General features: G+C 36.0%; 2 protein-coding genes. Both read left to right on the forward strand.

The features are described 5' to 3' along the window. Positions 1–767: 767 nt before the first annotated feature. Positions 768–1,265 (forward strand): thiol peroxidase, encoded by a 498-nt coding sequence (gene tpx, locus AB4180_RS21655; protein ID WP_017100137.1) that lies wholly within the window; start codon positions 768–770, stop codon positions 1,263–1,265. Between the two features lie 2 nt (positions 1,266–1,267). Further along, positions 1,268–1,753: a redoxin family protein gene (locus tag AB4180_RS21660; protein ID WP_241909280.1), complete on the forward strand. Its 486-nt coding sequence runs from the start codon at positions 1,268–1,270 to the stop codon at positions 1,751–1,753. Positions 1,754–1,755 lie beyond the last annotated feature (2 nt).

Here is a 1,755-nt window from a genome sequence, read left to right on the forward strand (position 1 = left end):
GATTGGTTGTATTGCTTCCAGTTGGTTGTTTTGTAAGGAGGTTTAGGCATAGGGCTACGAGAGGGAGTGAATGTAGCTGATCAGATCGTAGGTTTTAGGTTTAGTTCCAATGAATTACGCAACAAAGCCTTCCATTCATAATCATTGGCAGGAAGGCCTTCGCTAAGGTCTGAGTCGAAATATCGAGTAAAAATGCAAATGTTTTTTTCATTCCCCTGTGTTTCGATTGTCAGTTTTGTCTTTATTTTCAAAATTATATACAATAGGACTAGCGAGCGTGACTGCAAAATCGTGATTATAGGATAGTTAGAAAATATGATAATGAATTTAATCTATGGTCTAATTTCATTGTAAATGTAAGAAGTCACGCTGTCTTTGAAAGTTGACCAACTAAAACAGCATGACTGGGGGTTCTTTGTTTAGGAATGAATACTAATTCCTGAATACAGCTCGCTCATCGTTAAAGAATCAAAAAACAACGTAAAAAATCACGTTCTTTCCCTATGAATAATATTTAATTTTCGAAAACACACCTAAATACGAACACTCTTTAGAAACTCCACAGAAAAAATTAAATTATACACCAACCAAGCCATTCAAATCGGACCAAAACAATGGGCATTTAGGACTTAACATCTTATTTATTAGAATCTTAAATAATAACAAATAGAATACAACACATCGGATTTGTTATTTATAAATATCAAATTACTATCTCGCCGCTCAATAATTTCTAACCAAAAAATAAACAATAAAAAGGTATTAACATGTCTATAACTTTTCAAGGTAACCCCGTTTCAATCTCAGGTCTATTTCCTAAACCTAATCAAGTAGCACCAAGTTTTACTCTCTGCGACAAAGAATTAAATAGCCTAACCTTAGAAAGCCTAAAAGGGAAAAATGTCTTATTAAATATTTTCCCTAGCATTGACACCCCAGTTTGTGCTGCAAGCGTTCGTACATTTAACGAGAAAGCCGCTAATTTAAACAATACAATCGTATTATGTGTTTCTGCTGATCTACCCTTTGCTATGAATCGTTTTTGTGGTGCAGAAGGCATTGATAATGTAACAACCGCTTCTTTCTTCAGAGAGTCATCATTCACTGAAAACTACGGTGTAAACTTAAATGAAGGTGCGCTTGAAGGATTAGCTGCGAGAGCTGTTATCGTTATCGGTCAAGATGGTATAGTCAAACATAGCGAATTGGTTTCTGAAATTACTACTGAACCAAACTATGAATCTGCGCTAGCGGTTTTATCATAATCATGCGTAAACTACTTATTGTTGCTGCCACCCTTTATTCAATAAACGCCTTCGCAAAGTTTGAAACTACTGAAGACGATGCTGGATTTGGAGAGACACAAGTCGTCACACTTGATAACACCACAAAGTTTGATCTGATTGGTACACCATTAGAAGTAGGCGATTTATTGCCTTCGGCTAAGATGTTGACTTCAGATTTAGAAAGCTATGATACTAGTGCGCAAAGTAAATCGATCAAAATTTATAGCATATTGACATCTGTTGATACACCTGTTTGTGTTCAACAAGCTATTGAGCTTTCTCAATACATAGAAAGCAACCATCACAAACTTCAAGACATTGAATTTTATGCAGTCAGTGCGGATACTCCTTTTACTCAACAGCGGTTCATTAGAGAGCATTCTCTTGACGGAGCGACATATCTTTCTGACTCTTCGGAACATAAGTTTGGCCTCAATACAGGAACTCAAATTGGCTTTGTTGCGTAATT

The sequence above is a fragment of the Vibrio sp. 10N.286.49.C3 genome (assembly GCF_041469545.1).
Taxonomy (GTDB): Bacteria; Pseudomonadota; Gammaproteobacteria; order Enterobacterales; family Vibrionaceae; genus Vibrio; species Vibrio tasmaniensis_A.

Bases quoted from the DNA above. Each gene is read 5' to 3' on its own strand.
- tpx (WP_017100137.1), top strand. From the start codon at position 768: ATGTCTATAACTTTTCAAGGTAACCCCGTTTCAATCTCAGGTCTATTT.
- AB4180_RS21660 (WP_241909280.1), top strand. From the start codon at position 1,268: ATGCGTAAACTACTTATTGTTGCTGCCACCCTTTATTCAATAAACGCC.